The organism is Acinetobacter gyllenbergii CIP 110306 = MTCC 11365 (assembly GCF_000413855.1).
Lineage (GTDB): Bacteria > Pseudomonadota > Gammaproteobacteria > Pseudomonadales > Moraxellaceae > Acinetobacter > Acinetobacter gyllenbergii.
The window spans coordinates 98449-121046 of record NZ_ATGG01000012.1 but is presented as its reverse complement, the minus strand read 5'-3'; the positions used below and the strand labels follow the sequence as shown (position 1 = coordinate 121046).

The window sequence follows — 22598 nt, the reverse complement described above, 5'->3', positions numbered from 1 at the left end:
TTGTTACTTATGAGTGAAAAACAAACCCGCTGCCCTAAATGTTCAACTGTGTACAAAGTGACCCTTTCACAACTCAGTGTTGCACAGGGTATGGTTTGTTGTCCAAAATGCGTCATTAACTTTAATGCATTAACCAACTTATTAGAAATAGACAGTGAAGCGATTCCGACACCTGTCAATCGCTCACTTTTTTCTTCAATTCAACCTGACAGCTCCTTTGCAGAAAAGCAAATGCAGATTTTGAGCATCTTTGATCAGAAAATTGAAAACTCAAATATTGATTTATTGACCTATCTCAACAACCTCAATTATTTCAATACTGAGCCTGTTACCGCCCTCCCCAATTTAAATCTTTCAGAAGATACTTTACTGATTGACCATGAGAATAATGAGAAACAGCATGGGTGGATGTATTACACCTTATGGGGTGTTGGCAATATTGCTTTGATTTTAGTTTTTGCATTTCAGATTTTGTGGTTCAACCCAAAACTCATGCACGAAAGCCCTGCGCTAAACCAGATGTTTAATTATGCCTGTGGTATTTTCTCGTGCCAAACCAGCAATGAGCAATACAAATATCTCAGCTTTGAAAAAGTAAAAATTAAGCGTGGCGAAAAAGACGCAACTGTTTTTTCGGGCGTACTTTTAAATCATCACGAGAATAGTGTAGTACTCCCTTCTATTAAAGTCGTGCTCAAACAAAATGATGAAGCTGTTTTTAATCTACTACTCAAACCACAAGACTATTTGGTTGACAGTTTAAAAACGATTCAACGCATTCCATCAAACAGTCCATTTCGCTTTGAATTTAGCCTTCCGAAAAGCAAAAATAGCTTCAATGACTATAGTTTAGAATTTGTACAGCCCTAAAAGATCAAAAAAGTGACAAAAAAACAAAAAAAAGTGCAGTTAATTTGCTCACTTTTTCGCTGACAGTGGTATGATACGCGCCACGAATGCTTTGACCTACTTACTCCTCGTAATTTACAGACAATAAAATCGTTAAACGAACTGTGCTTCTATCCCATAAGCGCATTGTTGGTTTTTTTGTTTTTAAAAGTAGGCGGTAACAAATATTTAACTATTGTTACGCTTATTTTTTACACAATTCGAGGATTTGTGGCAAGCTAATAGTCCTTTTGTTTTAGAGTCACTGTTTTAGGATCTAAAACAGGGCTCAGTAATTTAGACCACATTTATATTACTTTACCCAAGTGATATTTTGATTTTTCGGATTAAAACGCATGAATAGCAAATCTCCTATTTTTACGGCTCAATCTGATGTCGCTCTTCGCATCCATGTAGATCGCGCAGTTCGTCATTATTTTGCACAATTGCAAGGTGAGCAACCATCTCAAGTTTATGACATGGTTTTAGCAGAAATGGAGAAACCTCTTTTATCTGTGGTCTTAGAATATACTCGCGGCAATCAAACACGTGCCGCTGAGATTTTAGGCCTTAACCGCGGAACTTTACGCAAAAAGTTAAAAGCTCACGGTTTAATGAGTGAATAATTGATAAAATGCTCACGTTCTCGTGGGCATTTTTTTTGCCTTTTATTTTCAATCTGTAGACTTCAAACTGTTGACTAAAATCATGACTATCAAACGTGCTTTAATCTCTGTTTCCGATAAAACTGGAATCGTTGAATTTGCTCAAAATCTTGCAGCTCTAGGGGTAGAAATTTTATCTACGGGCGGTACATATAAGTTGCTTAAAGACAACAATATCGCCGTAGTAGAAGTTTCTGAACATACAGGTTTTCCTGAAATGATGGATGGTCGTGTAAAAACACTGCATCCTAAAATTCATGGAGGCATCTTAGCGCGTCGTGGTCTGGACGAAGCGGTGATGCAAGAACACAATATCGATCCGATTGATCTAGTGATTGTGAACCTGTATCCATTTGCAGCAACTGTCGCAAAACCAAACTGTTCTCTTGCAGATGCAATTGAGAATATCGACATCGGTGGCCCGACCATGGTCCGTGCCGCAGCAAAAAATCATGCTTCAGTCGGTATTATCGTAAATGCTTCTGACTATGATTCAGTTATTGCTGAATTAAAAGCCAATGGTGGCTTGTCTTATGAAACACGTTTTGACTTGGCGGTAAAAGCGTTTGAGCATACAGCACAATACGATGGCATGATCGCCTCTTACCTAGGTGCACGTGTAGGTAAAGCAGAAGGCGAAGCAGATGTGTTCCCGCGTACCTTCAATACACAGCTAAATAAAGCACAAGATTTACGTTATGGTGAAAACCCGCATCAAAACGCAGCTTTCTATGTAGAAGCCAATGCCAAAGAAGCATCTGTTTCAACTGCGAAGCAATTACAAGGTAAAGAGCTTTCTTATAACAATATTGCAGATACTGATGCCGCACTTGAATGTGTGAAATCATTTGCAAAACCTGCTTGTGTGATCGTTAAACATGCAAACCCTTGCGGTGTTGCGGTTTCATTAGATGGTATCAAGGCAGCCTATGATCTTGCTTATGCAACCGACCCTGAATCAGCATTCGGTGGCATCATTGCATTTAACCGCGAATTAGATGCTGCAACTGCACAAGCGATTGTAGATCGTCAATTTGTTGAAGTGATTATCGCTCCAAGCATTGCGGATGGCGTACTTGAAATTACTGGCGCGAAAAAGAATGTCCGTGTGCTGGTGTGTGGAGAACTTCCTGCGATTGATGCACGTACAGCACAACTTGACTATAAACGTGTAAATGGCGGTTTATTGGTTCAAGACCAAGACTTGGGCATGATCACCAAAGATGATCTTAAAGTTGTGACCAAGCGTGCACCAACTGAACAAGAAATTGATGACCTAATCTTTGCTTGGAAAGTAGCGAAATATGTGAAATCGAATGCGATTGTTTATGCCAAAAACCGTCAAACCATTGGTGTAGGCGCTGGTCAAATGAGTCGCGTTAACTCGGCACGTATTGCTGCGATTAAAGCGGAACATGCAGGCCTCGTGGTTGAAGGTGCTGTCATGGCATCTGATGCATTCTTCCCGTTCCGTGATGGTATTGATAATGCAGCTAAAGCTGGCATTAAATGTATTATCCAACCAGGCGGCTCAATGCGCGACGAAGAAACCATTGCAGCTGCGGATGAAGCTGGCATTGCCATGGTGTTCACAGGTATGCGTCATTTCCGTCACTAAATGATCTGAGTCTCAACGCAATCCCCCTAAATCCCCCTTTAAAAAAGGGGGACTTACTTTTTCACTCGAATAAGCTTGCTCCCCTCTTTCTCAAAGAGGGGTTTGGGGGAGATTCAGAGGGACTTTTTTATTCTGAACAGGTATATTCTTAGATACTGAAAAAGGGAAATAACTTAATAATGAATATTTTAGTTTTGGGTAGCGGTGGCCGTGAACATGCACTTGCATGGAAAATCGCACAAGATGCAAAAGTCACTCAAGTATTTGTTGCGCCAGGTAATGCAGGCACTGCAACTGAAGACAAATGTATCAATGTTGAACTCGATATTTTAAACAATCCAGCGATTATTGAATTTGCGAAGGCAAATGATGTTGCTTTGGTGATTGTTGGTCCAGAAGCACCATTAGTGAATGGTGTGGTGGATGCAGCACGTGAAGCTGGCTTAAAAATATGGGGACCAACCCAGTACGCTGCACAGCTTGAAGGCTCAAAGGCATTTGCCAAGCACTTCTTAAAACGTCATAACATTCCTACCGCTTTTTATGACGTATTTACTGAAGTTGATGCGGCTAAAGCCTACGTTGAACAAAATGGTGCACCGATCGTAATTAAGGCTGATGGCCTAGCTGCAGGTAAAGGCGTGATCGTGGCAATGACCAACGAAGAAGCTTTTGCTGCGATTGACGATATGCTTGCAGGTAATAAGTTTGGTGAAGCAGGCTCACGTGTTGTGATTGAGCAGTTTCTTGCGGGTGAAGAAGCCAGCTTTATTTGCATGATTGATGGCAACAACATCTTGCCGATGGCCACCTCACAAGATCACAAACGTATTTTTGAAGGCGATGAAGGTCCCAATACTGGCGGTATGGGGGCTTACTCTCCTGCTCCAGTCGTAACCGCAGAAGTCTTTGAACGGGTCATGAATGAAGTGATGCGCCCTACCGTTGATGGTATGGCAGCAGATGGTCATGTTTATACTGGCTTCTTATATGCTGGCTTAATGATTGATGAACAAGGTCAACCGCGTGTGATCGAATTCAACTGTCGTTTTGGTGACCCAGAAACCCAACCGATTATGATGCGTTTAAAATCGTCTTTGGTTGAATTAGTTGAAGCTGGTATTGCAGGTCATTTACCAAGCGAAGCTGAATGGGATGAGCGTAAATCAATTGGTATCGTACTTGCCGCTGGCGGTTATCCTGAAACGGTTCGCAAAGGCGATGTGATTTCAGGTCTTGGTCAATCTCCAGAAGACACCAAGATTTTCCATGCAGGTACTGCAATGAGCGCAGATGGTCATGTGATTACTGCTGGTGGTCGTGTACTGTGTGTAACAGCACTGGGTGATACCGTACTTGAAGCACAAATCAATGCATTAGAAGTATGTGGTCAAGTCACCTTTACAGGTATGCAATACCGTAGTGACATCGGTTACCGTGCCATTGCACGTGAAAAAGCTGAATAAGCCACTTCAAGCCAAAAAGCCTTCTTCGGAAGGCTTTTTTATTCCTGAAACAGCATAAAATCAACTTCTATATTCATTATTTAAATATAAACTTCAGAAAAATATATATTTATTATTTAATTGATCCATCTTTTTAAGTATTTTAGAAAATTTATAAAACTATCATCCATTTATATTTACTTAGCACATAATTTTCTTCAAATAATCAGTCTCTTATACGCAATGGTACAATTCTCCCCTCTATAACCCATACTCAATTATTGATATGATTGCCCCAATTTTAGATGTTGTTTTTATGTTAACTCCATATTCTTTTTCATGATTTTCAAATGATTAGAATATTTAACCTAACAAAACAAATTGCAGCTAAATCCAAATTTGATTAGAAAATAGGGTGTGTTATTCATTTTTTTCATTTCTGTGATACAGAATGGGCACATGAATATTCATTCATTTTTCTAGTGTTGTGGAAAGGACTCTAGTTCAAACTTCAAGAATAATTGACATGATTGTTTGAGGCCGATGCCAATTTACAACATACAAACCTATTGCAATCATTAATGCTAGAGAAATGCTGATTTTCTCGACATTATTCCGATTAGGATTTATACATGAAAAAGCTGATTAGTCTTTTTTTAAGTGTATCGGTGTTATTACTTGCCGCATGCAGTAAACAACCAGATACCGCATCGACCGAACAAAAAGGTGATGCTGCTGCATTACAAACTGTTGTAATCGCTTCTACGGGTTCAGACGCTGACATCTGGCGTTATATCGCAACTTTACCTGAAACTAAAGCTGCTGGTCTTAAACTCGACATTAAAAACTTCACAGATTATGTGGCAATGAATACTGCTGCTGCAAACAAAGAAGTCGATTTAAATGCATTCCAATCTTATGCTTACCTTGTTGCCTTTAATGCTGCAAACAAAGACAAGATTGCGCCTGTTTCAACGACTTATTTAGAGCCAATGGGGATCTACTCAAGTAAAGTGAAAAAGGTTGAAGAGTTTGCTGAAGGTGCAACCATTGCCATTCCAAATGATGGCGCAAACGAATCTCGTGCATTATTACTTTTACAAAGTGCTGGCTTGATCAAGTTAAAAGCTGACTTCGATCCAGTGAAAGGTACACCTGCTGACATTATCGAAAACAGCAAGAAAATCGTAATCAAGCCGATTCAAATGGCAACAGCAGTTCGTGTTAAAGACGAAGTTGATGCGATTTTATTAGGTAATACGCTTGCGATGGAAGGCGGTTTAAACGTGCTCAAAGATGCGATTTTCTATGAGCCAGTTGATCAAAGCACCAAATTAAACGTAAACGTATTGGCAACTGCTGAATCTCGTAAAGATGATCCTGTGTTGCAAAAAGTTGGCGCGCTTTACCATACTGAAGCTGTGAAGAAATATGTTCAAGAACACTTTGCGGGTACTAAAGTTGACGTAAACAAACCAACAAGCTATCTCACCGAAGCAAATTCGTAATATAATACCCTCAAATAAAACAGGCAAAGTGATTTTGCCTGTTTTTTCTTTTCTGCCATAGTACTGACGAACATGATCCAATTTAAAAACATTTCGAAACACTATCAGTTGAAAGGTCAAACGATCAATGCGTTGGATCAGATCAATCTAGAGATCCCAGACGGTAGTATCTTTGGCATTATCGGCTATAGTGGTGCAGGTAAAAGTACGCTTATCCGTTTGATTAATTTGCTTGAGCGTCCGACTCAGGGACAAGTGATCATTCATCAAAAAGACTTTACCGCAATGGATGCACGGACACTTCGTCAAGAACGTGCAAATATCGGCATGATCTTTCAGCACTTCAATTTACTTCAAACCAAAACAGTGTCTGAAAATATTGAAATGCCACTTAAGCTATTAGGTCATAGCAAAGCTGAACGTGAAAAGCGTCTGGTTGAACTCTTAGATTTTATTGATCTTAAACACAAAAAAGATGCCTACCCTGATGAACTTTCTGGTGGGCAAAAACAACGCGTCGGAATTGCACGCGCGTTGGCAAATCATCCCAAGATCTTACTTTGCGATGAAGCCACCTCAGCACTTGATCCACAAACCACCAAATCGGTTTTGGCTTTATTAAAAAAGATTAACAAAGAACAAAATATCACCATTGTGATGGTAACGCATGAAATGGATGTGATTGAATCCGTATGTGATTATGTCGCAGTGATGGAAGCTGGTCATGTGATTGAAACGGGTCCGACTTTAGATATTTTTAGTCAACCACAACATCCTACCACCAAAACCTTTATTCAAACCGTATTGCAACAGCAGTTGCCGATCAATATTCTGAATAATCTTGAGCACAAACACCATAATAGTATTTATAGCCTGCAGTTTTTGGGTACATCGGCACAAGAAACCGTGATTCAGGCCGCGATTAAGCAGTTTGATATCAGTTTAAATATCCTATTTGCCAACATGACCGAAATTAACGGTACGGTGATTGGACAAATGTTTATTCAACTGCTGGGCGACCCGCTTATGATCCAAGAAACGGTAAAGTTCCTTGAGCTTCAAGGTGTGAAAGTTGAACAGTCTGGAGTGGTTAGCCAATGAGAGATTTAATTGTACAATGGCTGACTCAAGTCACTGCTCCGTTTTGGCATAGCTCGCTTTCAATTGACCAGTTTGTTACAGCGCTGCAAGAAACCTTTCAAATGGTGTTCTTCTCTTTGCTGTTTGGCTGTATTTGGGGCTTAATCCAAGGCATTACCTTAGTGGTTACCCGAACTGGTGGCATCTTACAAAATCGTGCGATTTATTATTTCCTCAACCCAATTGTCAATGCACTGCGTTCCCTACCCTTCATTATCTTACTGATTGCGGTGATTCCACTGACCAAAATGTTAGTTGGAACATCAATTGGGACATGGGCAGCGATTGTACCTTTAACCATTTATGTCGGCCCATATCTAGGTCGCTTAATTGAGACTTCATTACTTGAAGTGAATGAAGGCATTGTTGAATCCGCTCAGGCAATGGGTGCTTCACCTTGGCAAATTATCTTTAAGTTTATTATTCCTGAAGCACGTAGCTCTTTGATTCTGAATTTAACCACAGGTACGATCTCGCTCATTGGTGCAACAGCGATGGCAGGTGCTGTTGGTGCTGGTGGTATTGGTGACTTGGCGATTTCTTATGGTTACCAACGTTTCGACACCAGTGTGGTGATTTTAACCGTCATCGTGTTATTACTGTTGGTCCAAATGGTCCAAATGCTTGGTGATTGGTTAGCTAAATTACGCTAATTTTCATTCTATACTTGATTAAGGAATATATTGAAAACCCAATATATTCCTTTTATTTTTCTCAAAAACTGACCAAATGATATAAAATAATGCTCTATTAAAATAATAGTAAAAAATCCAGCAAGAGCACAATATGGCATCGCTTGAAATACTCACCACCTTTTTAATTACTACATTTATCTTTGCTTATATTCCTGGTCCAGCAATGCTATATACCGCCGCACAAGCTTTAGCAAAAGGGCAAAAATCTGGTTTCATGGCAACTTTAGGACTTTTTATAGGAGGATGTGCCCATATCATAGCCGCCGCAGTTGGGCTCACGACGCTATTTCACTTATTTCCAGTTTTATACACTGTCATTAAAGTCCTTGGTGCATGTTGGTTAATCTGGTTAGGTATTAAACTCATCAAAGACACTCCAACATCCAACACGCTAAACACTGCTCAAGAAGAAATCGCAGGAAAAACACTCAAAGAAAGTATCTTGGTCGAAGTATTAAATCCTAAAACTGCGATTTTTTATCTCGCATTTTTACCTCAATTTATCAATAGCGCTTCAGAATCACCAGTCTGGCTACAATTCATCCTTTTAGGTTTAATCGTTAATACGATTTTTATTTCTGCAGATCTTGTATGCGTTTTTCTGGCTGAATTCGTCATGAGAAAAATGAATAAATCCCAAAGTATCCAAAAAACTATGTCTATATTGGGTGGTTTAATCTTTATTTCTTTGGGCCTATTTCTGGTTTTGGGCCAACACTAAATCAACTTATGCAAAGTAAACTTCATTCGCCGCCTTAAAGGTATTTACATGCAATGGCACTAAATCATCCAGTGCCTGATACCCCCCCGCCAAAACGAACAGCATTGGAATTTTCATTTTCTTGGCCATCTCAAAGACAATTCGATCACGTTCGAATAATAACTCCGTCGTAAACCATTTAGAGCCATATTTATCATGTTGATGGCAGTCCATCCCCGCCTGATAAATCATCAGATCCGCCTCCCAACGGGAGGCATATTGAAAAGCCTCAAAAATCGCTTCACGATATAAATCAAAATTGCCTTGTTTGGGATGAATATAACGGGTCAGACTGCGATCACCAGCCTTACAACCGAAACGAATGCCAAAAATCCCAAAGTTCAGCAAATTAGTCATGCGATTGGTGAAAATCGCAGTCCCATCACCGCCATGCTGATCACAATCCAAAACAAAGATACGTTTTTCTGGATATTGCTTTGCCACTAAGGCCAAGCCATTGAACGTGCAATAGGCCGCACCAGATTCATAACTGGCATGATGAAAGCCTTGGGCAATATTGGCAGCAATACCCTCTTTAAATGCAATCTCCGCACCCACCAATTGCCCCGCCTGTACTGCCAGAATTGCATCGCGAAGCTGTTCATTCCAAGGCTTAAACCCTTGTATGGTCGCAAATGCAGACTGTCCCGATAAAAAAGCTTCAACATACTGTGGATTGTGCAGTTTCTTTAACAGTTCAACATCAATGCTACCAGGATCAACCAGTTCAACCATCTGCTGAGTCCGTAATACCTCAGCGACAGCAGTGAGTTTTTCCATACTATTGGTATGCGTTTGTGCATAATAGCGAGGCGAATAACAGGCTTTTAGCATGGATGTCCTACAAAAATTTGGTCTTGGGCAATCTCCACAAGTTGACTTAATTCGGTGCTATCAGGTCGAAACAGCCCATTATCCACCTGTTGTTTAAAATGATAGCCAAAGGCACGTGCACGATTGTCAGGTGACACGGCCAAGGTGGTTAAGCGTAAAAACCAAAAACCATTCATTGCTGTAATTGGAATTACATAGCCCTTATATTGCTTATTTTTATGCTTAGGCAGCTGTTCGATGTCATAACTGGCTGAAAACAAACTACCCGCAGGTAAGCGCACCCCATTCATCATTAAAGGCACCAGACTGATACAGGAATGATTATCCCCCATATTCAGTTTTTCCATCATGATCGGTTGCTGCTGTGCATCGACAAAAATATTGATTTCCCCCTGCCGTAATAAACGATGATGCGCAATACGTAAGAAGAATTTCTCTGCCATCGGACATGAACCAACTTTAGGTTTTTCTTCTAAGGACTGGCAATCAATCATGCCCAGCACTTGTGCATCCTGTGGTAAAAGAATATCACTCAGCAACTGGCAAATTAGTTTGCTTTCTTCGAGTTGGACCTTTTGATAAATATGTCTGAGTTTGGCTTGAAAATTGACTTCTTGTTGCAAGCTCTGTGCAAAGCTCTCTTCTGGGTTTAAGCGCTGCAAACACTGTTGAACCCCAGTATTAACATCCAGATTGCGCCATGTCTCCAACATCAGTCCATAGGAGGAAGCTTGATTGAGAATATTCCTCAATGCTTTAGTATCGTAATCTTCAAAAATTCGAAAATCCTGTAAGCCGATAGGATCGCGTGTTTGCGAAACAAATTCAGCAATCACACGTGTCGCTTGGGTATAACCACAACCTCGTCGCTCTGTTTGATGGCTAAAATGTTCATTCAACATTTCTGTAAGTTTGGCAGAGAGCGGGGATAAATATTTTTTAAAAATAACGACCACTTCATGGTCGACCATCTCAGACATGATTCCCTCTCTTGTTATTTTGATTTATCAACTTCCATCTATCGCAAATCACTTATACTGCTTATTTAATCTAATCATTCGCATTTATTAATTTAGCTTTAATTAAGTATTTTTATACGACTAAAGATGAATATAAATCATTAACTTATAAACCTTTTATCTCATCTTCATTGAAAATACAGCACTTGTCAACGATAAAGATATCGCCTGAACTTAGCTGTCAAAATATGCCCTAAAAAGTCATTCACCTCCCCATCTAAGCAACATCGATTTTGCACTGGAGCACATTTACATTTACACTAGAAATAGGCACTCAACTGAGTACCCAACTCGCAATAACCACATCAAACAAAGCTTTAGGATTCGGCTATGCATTATAAGATTCATGCCATTGACGTAAAAAATGCCTTAAAAAACTATATTTGGTTATTGGAAGATACACATACACAGGACGTTGTGGCGATCGACCCAACTGAAGCGGGTTTAGTGATTGATTTTTGCCAACAACATCAACTTCAACTGAAGCAAATTTGGTTGACGCACTGGCACAAAGACCATACCGGTGGGGTTGAAGGCTTACTCGCCGATCAAAATATTATGGTCTATGGTCCACGCGATGAACTCAGTAAGATTTCACTGATCTCCAACCCTTTACAAAATGACGATCATTTTCATTTTAACGACCTAAAAGTTGAAATCATTGCGACTCCCGGGCATACCCTTGGTCATATTACCTATTTTATTGAAAAAATAGAGACATTGTTTAGTGGTGATACCTTGTTTGCAATGGGCTGTGGCCGCCTATTTGAAGGTACTGCCGAACAAATGTATCACTCATTAAATCGACTGGCAGCCCTACCCATTCAAACTAAGGTCTACTGTACGCATGAATACACCCTAGCCAATGCAGAATTTGCCCTCACCGTTGAACCTAACAATGTGGCATTACAACAGCGGATGGAACAGGTCAAAGCCCTAAGAGCAGCAGATCAAATCACACTCCCAAGCACCATTGAATTAGAGCTTGAAACCAATCCCTTTTTACGTACCGAAAGTGCTGATGATTTTGCACGTATCCGTAGTTTGAAAGATCAGTTCTAAATAAATGCATTAAATTTAAACGATTCATTTTCCATTTTTCGTTAAAAGTGGAAAATGAAATTATTTTTTACATTTATCATGCTCAATTTAAAAAAAAATCGAGTGTAGTTAATTAAAAAATAAAATTAAATAATCAATAAAAATCAAAATGATAAATAAATATCAGATAAGTTTCTCTCTATAAAAATTACGCTAAATTTACATTAGTTACACGTGGAAAAATAAATCTATGCAATCCCCCTTTAAAAAAATTTAACTGACCCTTATTAATATTTACATGTTCACAAGGAGATCTGTCATGAAAAACAGAGTTGTTAAAGCAAAAAACGTATTGGCTTTCCGTATTTGGTTAGAAAAATTAGGCTATTCAGTTAAAAATCTGACAGATAACCGTGGTTTTACATTCAGCTTTAAAAAAGAATATGGTCTAGTCACCTGTGACTTATCTGGTAATGCTTTAGCAATGCAGCTTGGCGAAGAATTCGAAGATCATTTAAAAGCATAATGACAAATTTTCTGATCGTTCAGGGTTTCAAAGGGATTTGGAATCCTGATTCTAAGAATCAACAAATTTAAATATTTCTCCCTCTATTTAATCCCTCATTTTCTAACCATTTCATACAAAATTTTATTGGAACCAACGCAATTTCCAAGTATCATTATGCCCAGTCGAGGGATGCTGCGACAATTGATCGGCACTAAAGATCAATTTGCCAGGCTCGACGATCGGTTAAACACTCGTTTTAACCAACAACGGCATCCGCGAACAGAATGATCCATACTATTTTTTCTAGGAGATCCTGATGAACGCGGTGAATGCTTCATTTACAGATTATAAAGTTGCTGATATTTCCCTTGCTGACTACGGTCGTAAAGAGATCAAACTTGCTGAAGCAGAAATGCCAGCTTTGATCGGCTTACGTAAGCGTTATGCAGCAGCTAAACCACTTGCTGGCGCAAAAATTTTGGGTTGTATTCACATGACAATCCAAACAGCTGTTCTTATTGAAACATTGGTTGAGCTTGGCGCAGAAGTGCGTTGGACCTCTTGCAATATCTTCTCTACTCAAGACCATGCTGCTGCTGCCATTGCTGCAAGTGGTGTCCCAGTTTTCGCTTGGAAAGGCGAAACTGAAGAAGAATATGTTTGGTGTTTAGAACAACAGATCAATGTGAATGGCCAACCTTGGGATGCCAACATGATCTTGGACGATGGTGGTGACTTAACTGCACTTGTTCATGACAAATACCCTGCACTTTTAGAGCGTATCCACGGCATTACCGAAGAAACCACAACAGGCGTACAACGTCTGTTGGAAATGTGGAAAGACGGTTCCCTTAAAGTTCCTGCAATCAATGTCAACGATTCGATCACTAAATCGAAAAATGACAACAAATACGGTTGCCGCCATTCATTAAACGATGCGATCAAACGTGCGACTGACATGTTACTTTCTGGTCGTCGTGCACTTGTGATCGGTTACGGTGACGTAGGTAAAGGTTCTGCGCAATCTTTACGCCAAGAAGGCATGATCGTACGTGTAACTGAAGTTGATCCAATCTGTGCAATGCAAGCCTGCATGGATGGATACGAAGTTGTTTCTCCATATAAAAATGGCGTACAAACTGGCAAAAAAGAAGACATTAACCAAGACTTATTGGGCAATACTGACCTTGTTGTGACCACAACTGGTAACTACCATGTATGTGATTCTGCAATGTTAGATAGCTTAAAAGCGGGTGCTGTAGTATGTAACATTGGTCACTTCGATACAGAGATCGATACGGCATACTTACGTGGCTACAAGTGGGTTGAAGTGAAGCCACAAGTACACCAAGTGTATCGTTCAGAAGACGAAAACAACTACTTGATCCTTCTTTCTGAAGGTCGTTTAGTGAATCTTGGTAATGCAACAGGCCACCCATCACGCGTGATGGACGGTTCTTTCGCCAACCAAGTCCTAGGTCAAATGCATTTATTCGCTGAAAAATTTGCTGACTTACCTGCTGAGCAAAAACAAGCTGCGATTCGCGTAGAAGTCCTTCCTAAGAAATTAGATGAAGAAGTTGCTGCTGCAATGGTGCTTGGCTTTGGTGGTGTGTTAACACAATTGACTCAAGTACAAGCAGATTACTTAGGCGTTCCTGTTGAAGGGCCGTTCAAATCTGACGCTTATAAATACTAAGAAATTCAGGGCAGACGTTTTACGGACTGCCCTTTTTTCTAAAATTTCCAAGCGATTTTAAAAAGGATTTGAAATGACGAAACGTGTTCCTATTTCTTTTGAATTTTTTCCACCTAAAACAGATGCGGGTGCAGAAAAATTAAAAGGTGTTCATCAAGAATTACAGCTGTTAAATCCAGAGTTTTTCTCAATTACCTACGGTGCAGGTGGTTCAACCCGCGAACGTACATTAGCTGCGATTCATGACTTTAATGGCAAAGGTACGCCTGTTGCGCCTCACCTGTCTTGTATCGGTGATGACAAAGTCCGTATTGCCGAACTTTTAGATTTATATAAATCTCAAGGGATTGATCGTATTGTCGCTTTACGTGGTGACTTACCATCTGGTCAGGTCGGCTTGGGTGAACTCCCTTATGCCCAAGACTTAGTTCGCTTTATCCGCGAGCATTCAGGCGATCATTTCCACATTGAAGTGGCAGCCTATCCTGAAATGCACCCTCAAGCTGACACCTTTGATGGTGATATTCAACGTTTTGTCGAAAAAGTTAATGCGGGTGCCAATGCTGGTATTACTCAGTTTTTCTTCAATCCAGATGCTTATTTCTATTTTATCGAGCGTATTGCCAAAGCTGGCGTGAATATTCCGGTTGCGCCAGGTATTATGCCGATTACCAATGCAAGCAACCTGATCCGCTTTGCGGATGGTACCGGTGCGGAAATTCCACGTTGGATTCGTAAGCAACTGGCTGCATATGGTGATGACAGTGCAAGCATCAAAGCATTCGGTCATGAAGTGATTGTAAAACTTTGCGAACGCTTGATTGCCGGTGGCGCACCAACGCTACATTTTTACTCAATGAACCAAACAGAACCGACTCGACAACTGGTTGTCGATCTTGGTTTAAACTAATTTGTACGAGCACGACCCAAGCATGAATCGTTTTTATATCGAAACCGAATTAAACACTGGCAATACCATTGAATTAACCGAATCGGTATTTCACCATTGGGTCCGTGTACTGCGTGCGAAAGAGCAAGAACAAGCCATCTTTTTCAATGGAAAAGGTGGTGAATACGTTGTCACCCTGACTGAAATCAACAAAAAAAATGCCTTTGTTTCGGTTGATCAGTTTGATCCAACTGATCGTACCGCACCATTCAGTGTGGTATTGGGTCAGGTGATGAGTAAAGGTGATCGCATGGATTATGCGATTCAGAAAGCAACTGAATTGGGCGTAACCAGTATTCAATTACTCACCAGTGAACGTTGCGAAATGCGTTTAAAGTACGATCGTGATCAGAAAAAAATAGACCACTGGCAATCTGTAGCAATCGCCGCTTGTGAACAATGTGGCATGAACCGAGTTCCTCAAGTTTTAGCCCCGATTGCTTTGGCTGACTGGCTCAGCAGTGAGTTGCCGGCATCACGTTTTGTACTTGCACCCAATAAAGACCAAACCAATGTATTGCTCAACAGCAGCCCCGATCTCGCCTTATTGATTGGTCCAGAAGGTGGTTTAAGTGAAGCCGAGATTCACTTGGCTAATCAACATCAATTTAAAAACTGGTGCATTGGTGATCGAGTGTTAAGAACTGAAACCGCTCCTATCGTTGCCTTGTCGATTTTAAATTATCACTTCTCATTGAGCTAAGTACTTGGCATTGCTTTCTGTGGTCTTTAGCGCTAATTTAAAATAAGCTCCATATGTTTACAAAAAGACAAAGACTGTGAATATAGATAAAAAATTAAAAGGATTATTCTTTGTATGTTAGGGGTTCAGGACAAAAATTTGCCACAGTTTATCTATACGGACCAAATTGATTATCCAAATCACGTACGTTTATTCGTTTTAAGCGTGTTTTGTATTTGTCTGTTAGATTATGCCCTATTTGGGATTTTTTACTCTTTTGAATCCAACATTTTCACAACCTGGATGAGCATCACCCTCATTCTTTTGTTTAGCTTTAGCTGTGTTTGTCATTTCTTACTCAAACGCTATTCTTCGGTTCGCTATAGCAATCAAACCAATCTCATTTTTCAACTGATCTGTTTTTTTACAGGCTTACTGATTGGGGTCAACACCATTGTCATCAATCATTACTTGGCGGTCGATATCCCGCATTTGGTTGGGTCACATGTTTTAACCTTAACAGCTTTATTGCTCACAGCCTCTCATATCATCGCACTGACTTTTTTAACTCAACATATTCGCTATTTCTTCTTATTTTTTATCCCAAGTATTGTGCCATTAATCATCTCACAGTTTTTGCATCGAGATCATGATCACACCCTGTTCTATCTGGCCTATTATTCCTCCTTTTTTGCCACGGTACTCTGCGCTCAAGTCACCTATAAAATTCATAAACGCTTGGCCTTGGTGCTGGATAAAAATAAACAACTGATTGATGTGGCCGAGCAGCATAACCAATGGACCGAAGAGCTGTGCCAACAATTACAGCGTGAAGTGAATAAGTCCAAAGATATTGAAGCGCAACTGCAATTCAATAATCACCTGCTGGAACAAAAAGTTCGTGAGCGTACATTCGACTTGACGCAAATGAATGAAAGCTTAGAAGAACATCGTCAGAACTTAAGCTTTGCCCATGAAACTGCAGGCATTCGCCCTTGGGACTGGAATCTTGAAAGCCATACCGTTGGAGTCACCAATGCACATAGTCAAGCAGTCACGCGCAATTCTGAAAACCATTACACCCTACTGCATAAAATCATTCATCCTGATGATATCGAGCGGGTAAAAAACACCTTATATAATCATTTATGTGGCCAAACTAAGCGCTATGAAGAAACCTTCCGAATTAAACGTCATAATGGTGAATGGACTTGGATTCATGATGTTGGTCAGGTGATTTTACGGGATCCCAAAGACGACACCCCTTTGCGAATGGTGGGTATTCACCGCGATATTAATCAAGAAAAGAAAGATCAGGAACGTTTAAAGCTTGCTGCCAGCGTATTTGAGCAAGCATCAGAAGGTATTTTCATTTTAGATGAAAACTTTAACTATGTTGAAGTCAATCCAAAATACGAACAGCTAACTGGGATGGATAAACAGGCTATTATCGATAAGCAGTTATTTGAAATTACTAAGCAAAATAAGCAGCATCATCATAATTTTCATTTATCGATTCTTGATACATTACGTGAAGAACAGGAATATGAAGGTGAATTTCAAGAAACCTATATTTCTGAAAAATCTTGTTTTTTGTGGATTCATATCAATGCTGTGAAAGATGAACAAGAGCGTGTTATCAATTATATTGGGATTGTTTCAGATCAAACTGAACGTAAGCACCAAGAGCAACGTTTATCCTATTTAACCAATTACGATACGCTCACCGATCTACCGAACCGTTTTTATTACCAACAACAATTACATCAATATTTGGTCAATGAAGCTTCGATTCAGCATCTGGCTGTCATCCGTTTAAATATCGACCGCTTCCGTGCCTTGAATGAGATCATTAGCAATAAAGCTGGCAACGAACTCCTCAAACAGGTCGCACAACGCTTACGCATCAGTAATATTGATGCATTACTTGTCGCCCATTTAAGTGCAGATGACTTTGCGATTATTTATGAAATTTCGCCCGTACATCCGCCACTTCATCAGCTCTGTAATAATATTGTTGAAGCTTTTAGCAAACCTTTTTACCTTGCCGATCAAGAATACTTTGTCAGTATTTCAATCGGAGTTGCCATTTATCCAGAACATGGCCGTCAAGTCGATAATTTAAACACCCATGCAGAACAGGCATTGACCGAAGCCAAACGTTTAGGTGGTAATACCATTCGCTACTACTCCAATGAAAGAGCCAATTTTGTAGCCAAATATACAGATCTAGAACTCGACCTAAGAAAAGCTATTCAGAATAACGAATTGGTGGTGTATTACCAGCCTAAAATCAATGCGCATAACCATCAAATTAATGGCTTTGAAGCATTGATCCGTTGGAAACATCCAACCAAGGGCCTGATCATGCCAAGCATTTTCATTCCTTTGGCAGAAAGCACCAGTCTGATTTCGGATATTGGACAATTTGTTTTACATGAAGCCGCCAAACAGCTACAAACATGGCAACAACTTGGTTATAGCAATATCAATATTGCAGTCAATATAGTGGCACAGCAAATTTTACGTGGTCAGTTGCTGCATGATATTGATGCGGTATTAAATAGCTATGCAATTTCGGGTAAAAATCTTGAATTGGAAATTACTGAATCTGCCTTTATTGAAAACACCGACAGCGTCAAAACGGTATTGCATGCCATTAAAGAACGCCAGATTTCAATTGCATTGGATGACTTCGGTACGGGTTATTCATCACTAGCCTACCTCACCGAATATCCAATTGACATTTTGAAAATTGATCGTGCCTTTATCTCAAAAATTGGCAATGCCAAACAGGATGCGATCGTTAATGCCATGATCGCCATGGGCAAGACCATTGGCCTAAAAGTTGTGGCTGAAGGTGTTGAAACCGAGCAGCAATATGAGTATTTAAAACGACAAAATTGCGACATATTACAGGGTTACTTGTTTTCACAACCTCTCACTGCCGCTCATGCGACAGAATATCTGCAAAAACAAAAGCAGCAGTCAACCGCAAGATATTCCATTTAAACGTGAATTTTAACCTTTTTTACGCTGTATTTTTCACTGAATAGCAGCTGTCAATACGTATGCAGTTCAGTGAAAATAAGCTTTTTTGACTGTGCGAAAGCATGAACTAGTGCTATATTCTTGTGCACTTATCTTAATATCGTAATTAGACAGCTAGATGTCTGATTATTATCGGAACAAACGAGACTCAGATGGACGATCAATCTTTAAAACAAGCCGCTTTGTATTACCATGAATTTCCAACCCCAGGAAAAATCAGTGTGACACCTAGCAAGCAGCTCGTTAACCAACGAGATTTAGCGCTTGCCTACTCACCTGGTGTTGCTGCGCCATGTTTGGAAATCGAACGTGACCCTTCTACCGCTGCCAAATATACAGCGCGTGGTAATCTGGTTGCCGTCGTGAGTAATGGTACAGCCGTGCTTGGTTTGGGAAATATTGGCCCGCTCGCGTCTAAACCTGTAATGGAAGGTAAAGGCGTTCTGTTCAAAAAGTTCGCTGGTGTTGATGTCTTTGATATCGAAATTGATGAAAATGATCCAGACAAGATTGTAGATATCGTTGCTGCATTAGAGCCTACGTTTGGTGGTATCAACTTAGAAGATATCAAGGCACCAGAATGTTTCTACATCGAGAAGAAACTTCGCGAACGCATGAAAATTCCTGTATTCCATGATGACCAACATGGAACCAGTATTATTGTCGGTTCAGCATTGCTCAATGCCTTACAACTGGTCAATAAAAAAATTGATGAAATTAAAATTGTAGCGTCTGGCGCTGGTGCAGCTGCACTTTCGTGCTTAGACTTGCTTTGCGCATTAGGCGTGAATAAAGCCAACATCGTTGTTGCCGACTCTCGCGGCCTTCTCACGACATCACGTGAAGGCCTAGATGAATCGAAAAAACGTTATGTACAAGACATTCAAGCAACACAATTGCATGAAGTTATGGCTGGCGCAGACATGTTCCTCGGTCTTTCAGCAGCAGGTATCCTCACCAAAGAAATGGTGAAAGAAATGGCTGAAAATCCAATTATTTTTGCCCTTGCCAACCCTGACCCAGAAATTTTGCCTGAACATGCGCATGAAGTACGTCCAGATGCGATTATGGCAACAGGTCGTTCAGACTATCCAAACCAAGTGAATAACGCGCTTTGCTTCCCTTATATCTTCCGTGGCGCATTGGATGTAGGTGCAACAACCATTAATGAAGAAATGAAAATTGCTTGCGTACATGCAATTGCACGTATGGCACATGTGGAAGCAGATGCTGCCACCTATGGTGAAAAATCAGCTTCATTTGGTCGTGATTATTTAATCCCTCGCCCACTTGATCAACGTTTGATTTTAGAAATTGCACCTGCTGTTGCGAAAGCAGCAATGGACTCTGGTGTTGCTACACGCCCAATTGAAGATTTCTCTGCATATCGTCAACGTCTTTCTGAATTTGTTTATAACTCAGCATTCTTGATGAAGCCAATCTTCTCTCAAGCGAAAACTGATCCAAAGCGTATTGCTTATGCTGAAGGTGAAGATCAACGCGTATTACGTGCCGTTCAAATTGTTGTTGATGAAGGTTTGGCAAAACCAATTCTTGTTGGTCGCACTTCGGTTATTGAAGACAACATCAAAAAGTTGGGTTTACGTTTACAGCATGGCGTGAATATTGAAATCGTCGATCAGGAAAAAAATCCTCAATACGAAGATTTCTCTAAAGAATATCATCAAATCATGCAACGTAAGGGTGTAACGGTTGAATATGCGCAACGCGAAGCACGCCGTCGTTCTACTTTAATCGCAGCGATGCTGGTTAAATTTGGTAAAGCCGATGGTATGTTGTGTGGTACTTATTCAAGCTACGATATTCATTTAGATTTCGTGAAAAATGTGATTGGCCTTAAAGAAGGTCGCAGCACATTCTTTACTTTGAATGCCTTAATGCTTGAAGATCGCAATTTATTTATTGCCGACACCTATGTAAATACCAACCCAACGGCTGCACAACTTGCAGAAATGACCATTTTGGCTGCGGAAGAAGTTCGTCGTTTCGGTATTACACCACGTGTCGCACTACTTTCTCACTCAAGCTTTGGTAGCGACCAGAATGACCCAAGCGCACAAAAAATGCGTGAAGTCTATCGTCTGCTTTCAGAGCAGGCACCTGAGTTAGAAGTTGAAGGTGAAATGCATGGTGATGCAGCATTAGATGAAAATATTCGTCATTTTGCATTCCCAAATTCACGTTTCAAAGGTTCAGCAAACTTGTTGATTATGCCTAACCTAGATTCAGCCAATATTTCATTCAACTTGTTAAAAGCAACTTCTGGTAATAATGTGACCATTGGTCCTATTTTATTGGGTGCTGCAAAACCTGTTCATATTCTTACACCTACAGCAACGACTCGTCGTTTGGTGAATATGACAGCGTTAACGGTTGCCGAAATTCAGCAAAGCCAAAACTAAGTTCACTTAAGCCTCGCTTTTCTTGAAAAGCTTCGCTTAACCCTTGAGAAAACCTCTATTCTGTAGCATGATTGTGTGAAGAATAGAGGTTTTTTCATGCAAGTTTATTTAGTAGGCGGTGCTGTCCGAGATCATTTACTCGGCCATCCCTATCACGAAAAAGATTATGTGGTGGTTGGAGCAACGCCCGAGCAATTACTCGCCGAAGGCTATCAACCCGTGGGAAAAGATTTCCCGGTATTTCTGCATCCAATAACAAAAGAAGAATATGCTCTTGCGCGTACAGAACGTAAATCAGGCGTTGGCTATCATGGTTTCCAGTTTTTCACAGACACAACCGTTAAATTAGAAGAAGATCTGATTCGTCGTGATCTCACCATTAATGCCATGGCCATGAATGAAGCGGGCACAGTATATGATCCTTATGGCGGTCAACGCGATTTAGAGCAGAGAATCCTGCGTCATGTGTCTGATGCATTTACCGAAGATCCATTGCGTGTTCTTCGTGTGGCGCGTTTTGCTGCCCGTTATGCCGCCTATGGCTTTAAAATTGCAGATGAAACGCTGCAATTAATGCAGGATATTGCCCAATCAGGTGAATTAAATGCATTAACACCAGAACGGGTCTGGAAAGAAACCTCCCGTGCTTTACTAGAAGATCACGCGGATGTCTATTTCCAAACCTTAAGAGACTGCAACGCCTTAAAGATTCTATTTCCAGAAATCGATGCACTTTTTGGGGTACCTCAACGTCCAGAATACCATCCAGAAATCGATTGCGGTATTCATACGCTAATGGCACTTAAACAAGCCTGTTTAGCAGGATATGCATTGGACGTCCGTTTTGCGGTATTGGTTCATGATCTTGGTAAAGCGCTCACCCCTGTAGACGAACTACCCCGCCATATCATGCATGAAGAACGTGGCATACAGCCTGTAACCGACATTTGTGATCGTTTAAAAGTACCGACACATTTAAAAAATTTGGCGCTGATCGTCTGCAAAGAGCATTTAAAGTGCCATCAGATCATGAACCTGAAACCAGGGACACTATGGCGGTTATTACAACGTTTAGATGTGCTACGTCGTCCTGAGAAAGTCATTGCCTTTGTACAAGCCTGTGAATGTGATGCCAAAGGTCGCCTAGGTTTGGAACATCGCCCCTATCCACAAGCGCAATATGTTTTAGATGCAATGGAAATCGTACGTAATATACGTGCACAAGATTTACCTGAACATATTACGGGTCCTGAGATTGGTGAAATGCTGATTCAGTATCGAATTGAGGCCTTGGCAAAGTTTAAGGAAACATTCAATAACTGATTAATTTTTAAGTAAATTAAATCTTTTTTGTACAAATTTCCTTATTCGAGGACTAAAAAGATTATTAATCAAGCAAACGATTAATTTTATTTACTATTGTTGTTGACGCATCCGCTTTTCATGCCTAAAATGCGCATCAGATTCTCCAATAGCTCAGTCGGTAGAGCGACGGACTGTTAATCCGCAGGTCCCTGGTTCGAGCCCAGGTTGGAGAGCCAATCTACTATTCTCCCATAGCTCAGTCGGTAGAGCGACGGACTGTTAATCCGCAGGTCCCTGGTTCGAGCCCAGGTGGGAGAGCCAAGATTCTAAAAAGCCCTGATCATTGATCAGGGCTTTTTTTATTGTTG

At 40.5% G+C, this 22598-nt stretch carries 18 protein-coding genes and 2 tRNA genes; 18 read left to right on the top strand and 2 right to left on the bottom strand.

Annotated features, from left to right (window positions below; genetic code table 11):
• The first annotated feature begins 9 nt into the window (after window positions 1–9).
• From F957_RS12490 to F957_RS12525, 8 genes are all read left to right on the top strand, one after another.
• Complete coding sequence (locus F957_RS12490; RefSeq protein WP_016540941.1) at window positions 10–870, top strand: DUF3426 domain-containing protein; 861 nt, start codon at window positions 10–12, stop codon at window positions 868–870.
• Between the two features lie 374 nt (window positions 871–1244).
• Window positions 1245–1514: a DNA-binding transcriptional regulator Fis gene (fis, locus tag F957_RS12495; RefSeq protein ID WP_001086304.1), complete on the top strand. Its 270-nt coding sequence runs from the start codon at window positions 1245–1247 to the stop codon at window positions 1512–1514.
• Window positions 1515–1596: 82 nt separating this feature from the next.
• A complete protein-coding gene (gene purH, locus F957_RS12500) occupies window positions 1597–3171 on the top strand; it encodes a bifunctional phosphoribosylaminoimidazolecarboxamide formyltransferase/IMP cyclohydrolase (RefSeq protein WP_016540940.1) in 1575 nt (524 codons plus the stop codon).
• Between the two features lie 179 nt (window positions 3172–3350).
• Window positions 3351–4637 carry a phosphoribosylamine--glycine ligase gene (gene purD, locus F957_RS12505; RefSeq protein ID WP_016540939.1) on the top strand — a complete coding sequence of 429 codons (1287 nt, stop codon included), beginning with the start codon at window positions 3351–3353 and terminating at the stop codon, window positions 4635–4637.
• Between the two features lie 611 nt (window positions 4638–5248).
• Window positions 5249–6124, top strand: coding sequence for a MetQ/NlpA family ABC transporter substrate-binding protein (locus tag F957_RS12510; RefSeq protein ID WP_016540938.1), 876 nt, complete (start codon window positions 5249–5251; stop codon window positions 6122–6124).
• 72 nt (window positions 6125–6196) lie between these two features.
• Window positions 6197–7225: a methionine ABC transporter ATP-binding protein gene (locus F957_RS12515; RefSeq protein ID WP_016540937.1), complete on the top strand. Its 1029-nt coding sequence runs from the start codon at window positions 6197–6199 to the stop codon at window positions 7223–7225.
• Window positions 7222–7917: a methionine ABC transporter permease gene (locus F957_RS12520; protein ID WP_004654491.1), complete on the top strand. Its 696-nt coding sequence runs from the start codon at window positions 7222–7224 to the stop codon at window positions 7915–7917. The genes F957_RS12515 and F957_RS12520 overlap by 4 nt, the downstream gene beginning before the upstream one ends.
• Window positions 7918–8050: 133 nt before the next feature.
• A complete protein-coding gene (locus F957_RS12525; RefSeq protein WP_016540936.1) occupies window positions 8051–8680 on the top strand; it encodes a LysE family translocator in 630 nt (209 codons plus the stop codon).
• A gap of 6 nt (window positions 8681–8686) precedes the next feature.
• On the opposite strand, the gene F957_RS12530 is transcribed toward F957_RS12525, so the two are convergent.
• Both F957_RS12530 and F957_RS12535 read right to left on the bottom strand, forming a co-directional pair.
• Window positions 8687–9553, bottom strand: a complete 867-nt coding sequence (locus F957_RS12530; RefSeq protein WP_016540935.1) for an arginase family protein — start codon at window positions 9551–9553, stop codon at window positions 8687–8689.
• Entirely contained in the window at window positions 9547–10533 is a 987-nt protein-coding gene (locus F957_RS12535; protein ID WP_016540934.1) for a hypothetical protein, read from the bottom strand. The genes F957_RS12530 and F957_RS12535 overlap by 7 nt, the downstream gene beginning before the upstream one ends.
• Before the next feature lie 369 nt (window positions 10534–10902).
• On the opposite strand from F957_RS12535, the gene gloB reads away from it, so the two are divergent.
• The 10 genes from gloB to F957_RS12585 all read left to right on the top strand — a co-directional run bounded on the left by gloB (window position 10903) and on the right by F957_RS12585 (window position 22551).
• Entirely contained in the window at window positions 10903–11634 is a 732-nt protein-coding gene (gloB, locus tag F957_RS12540) for a hydroxyacylglutathione hydrolase (protein WP_016540933.1), read from the top strand.
• A 298-nt stretch (window positions 11635–11932) separates the two neighbouring features.
• Window positions 11933–12139 (top strand): hypothetical protein, encoded by a 207-nt coding sequence (locus F957_RS12545; protein ID WP_004654498.1) that lies wholly within the window; start codon window positions 11933–11935, stop codon window positions 12137–12139.
• 298 nt (window positions 12140–12437) lie between these two features.
• A complete protein-coding gene (gene ahcY, locus F957_RS12550; RefSeq protein WP_016540932.1) occupies window positions 12438–13820 on the top strand; it encodes an adenosylhomocysteinase in 1383 nt (460 codons plus the stop codon).
• A 73-nt stretch (window positions 13821–13893) separates the two neighbouring features.
• A complete protein-coding gene (gene metF / locus F957_RS12555) occupies window positions 13894–14730 on the top strand; it encodes a methylenetetrahydrofolate reductase [NAD(P)H] (protein WP_016540931.1) in 837 nt (278 codons plus the stop codon).
• 22 nt (window positions 14731–14752) lie between these two features.
• On the top strand, window positions 14753–15472 hold the full coding sequence (locus F957_RS12560; protein ID WP_016540930.1) for a 16S rRNA (uracil(1498)-N(3))-methyltransferase: 720 nt from the start codon (window positions 14753–14755) through the stop codon (window positions 15470–15472).
• Between the two features lie 114 nt (window positions 15473–15586).
• The gene (locus F957_RS12565) at window positions 15587–18463 is read left to right on the top strand and encodes a bifunctional diguanylate cyclase/phosphodiesterase (RefSeq protein ID WP_016540929.1); all 2877 of its coding nucleotides are present in this window, start codon (window positions 15587–15589) and stop codon (window positions 18461–18463) included.
• Between the two features lie 191 nt (window positions 18464–18654).
• Window positions 18655–20925, top strand: a complete 2271-nt coding sequence (locus F957_RS12570; RefSeq protein ID WP_016540928.1) for an NADP-dependent malic enzyme — start codon at window positions 18655–18657, stop codon at window positions 20923–20925.
• A 96-nt stretch (window positions 20926–21021) separates the two neighbouring features.
• Complete coding sequence (locus F957_RS12575) at window positions 21022–22248, top strand: multifunctional CCA addition/repair protein (RefSeq protein ID WP_016540927.1); 1227 nt, start codon at window positions 21022–21024, stop codon at window positions 22246–22248.
• Between the two features lie 142 nt (window positions 22249–22390).
• Window positions 22391–22466 (top strand) — tRNA-Asn (locus tag F957_RS12580).
• A gap of 9 nt (window positions 22467–22475) precedes the next feature.
• Window positions 22476–22551, top strand: a tRNA-Asn gene (locus F957_RS12585).
• The last annotated feature ends 47 nt before the right edge of the window (window positions 22552–22598 follow it).

What these genes read in the sequence shown, in the direction of transcription:
- F957_RS12570 (WP_016540928.1), top strand. Translation starts at nt 18,655, where the DNA reads ATGGACGATCAATCTTTAAAACAAGCCGCTTTGTATTACCATGAATTT.
- F957_RS12525 (WP_016540936.1), top strand. Translation starts at nt 8,051, where the DNA reads ATGGCATCGCTTGAAATACTCACCACCTTTTTAATTACTACATTTATC.
- fis (WP_001086304.1), top strand. Translation starts at nt 1,245, where the DNA reads ATGAATAGCAAATCTCCTATTTTTACGGCTCAATCTGATGTCGCTCTT.
- gloB (WP_016540933.1), top strand. Translation starts at nt 10,903, where the DNA reads ATGCATTATAAGATTCATGCCATTGACGTAAAAAATGCCTTAAAAAAC.
- ahcY (WP_016540932.1), top strand. Translation starts at nt 12,438, where the DNA reads ATGAACGCGGTGAATGCTTCATTTACAGATTATAAAGTTGCTGATATT.
- F957_RS12535 (WP_016540934.1), bottom strand. Translation starts at nt 10,533, where the DNA reads ATGTCTGAGATGGTCGACCATGAAGTGGTCGTTATTTTTAAAAAATAT.
- F957_RS12530 (WP_016540935.1), bottom strand. Translation starts at nt 9,553, where the DNA reads ATGCTAAAAGCCTGTTATTCGCCTCGCTATTATGCACAAACGCATACC.
- F957_RS12515 (WP_016540937.1), top strand. Translation starts at nt 6,197, where the DNA reads ATGATCCAATTTAAAAACATTTCGAAACACTATCAGTTGAAAGGTCAA.
- F957_RS12565 (WP_016540929.1), top strand. Translation starts at nt 15,587, where the DNA reads ATGTTAGGGGTTCAGGACAAAAATTTGCCACAGTTTATCTATACGGAC.
- metF (WP_016540931.1), top strand. Translation starts at nt 13,894, where the DNA reads ATGACGAAACGTGTTCCTATTTCTTTTGAATTTTTTCCACCTAAAACA.
- F957_RS12520 (WP_004654491.1), top strand. Translation starts at nt 7,222, where the DNA reads ATGAGAGATTTAATTGTACAATGGCTGACTCAAGTCACTGCTCCGTTT.
- F957_RS12575 (WP_016540927.1), top strand. Translation starts at nt 21,022, where the DNA reads ATGCAAGTTTATTTAGTAGGCGGTGCTGTCCGAGATCATTTACTCGGC.
- F957_RS12545 (WP_004654498.1), top strand. Translation starts at nt 11,933, where the DNA reads ATGAAAAACAGAGTTGTTAAAGCAAAAAACGTATTGGCTTTCCGTATT.
- F957_RS12560 (WP_016540930.1), top strand. Translation starts at nt 14,753, where the DNA reads ATGAATCGTTTTTATATCGAAACCGAATTAAACACTGGCAATACCATT.
- purD (WP_016540939.1), top strand. Translation starts at nt 3,351, where the DNA reads ATGAATATTTTAGTTTTGGGTAGCGGTGGCCGTGAACATGCACTTGCA.
- F957_RS12510 (WP_016540938.1), top strand. Translation starts at nt 5,249, where the DNA reads ATGAAAAAGCTGATTAGTCTTTTTTTAAGTGTATCGGTGTTATTACTT.
- purH (WP_016540940.1), top strand. Translation starts at nt 1,597, where the DNA reads ATGACTATCAAACGTGCTTTAATCTCTGTTTCCGATAAAACTGGAATC.
- F957_RS12490 (WP_016540941.1), top strand. Translation starts at nt 10, where the DNA reads ATGAGTGAAAAACAAACCCGCTGCCCTAAATGTTCAACTGTGTACAAA.